Raw genomic sequence first — 519 nt, forward strand, 5'->3', positions numbered from 1 at the left:
AAGCACCTTCAATAGCAGCAAGGTTGCCACTGCAAGAGGCTGCCAAAGAGGAGCCGGTATTTGCAGACAGGTCACCTGCTACCTGTACCAGCCTTTTGGTTCGACGTTTATCACCCAAGTCAGCGCATTCGAAAGTCTGTTCAGCCCATTGTTGAGGGGGGGAATCATGATCTTGGTTTACCTCAAAAAAGGATAAACCAAGATTAGGATTTGTGACTAAGAGATAGGATGTTATGAGGGAGCTGATTCTTGAAATTGGCAAATCCTCCGAGGGTGCTGCTGGCAGGAATATGAGTCTGCTGTCGGGTTATGTCAGTAACCTGAAAGACAGCTGGCAGCAGTTTCAGAATGAAGTGGCCAAGAGCGGTGTTCTGGATTATGCCAGAGAGTCCCTGGCAGGCATCGCTGCCGAAATTGAGCGGATGAACCAGAATGGCCAGCTGTCTGAATTGGCGAAAAGGATCAGCGATGCCTTTATTGCCATGGGTGACGCTTTTAAGCATGCCTTCTCTGGAGTTA

2 protein-coding genes are annotated in these 519 nt (G+C 48.9%); one reads left to right on the forward strand and one right to left on the reverse strand.

Annotated elements, in window-relative coordinates; genetic code table 11:
- Positions 1–262, reverse strand: a 262-nt coding sequence (locus J7439_RS26140) for an IS4/Tn5 family transposase DNA-binding protein (RefSeq protein ID WP_286198525.1), incomplete at its 3' end; no start/stop codon positions are given.
- Between J7439_RS26140 and J7439_RS26145 the strand changes: the two genes are divergently transcribed.
- The coding region (locus J7439_RS26145) for a hypothetical protein (RefSeq protein WP_209204980.1) at positions 234–519 on the forward strand (286 nt) is incomplete at its 3' end. The two genes, J7439_RS26140 and J7439_RS26145, sit on opposite strands and share 29 nt — an antisense overlap.

Origin of the sequence: Salinisphaera sp. G21_0, assembly GCF_017744115.1 — a bacterium.
Lineage (GTDB): Bacteria > Pseudomonadota > Gammaproteobacteria > Pseudomonadales > Endozoicomonadaceae > Endozoicomonas.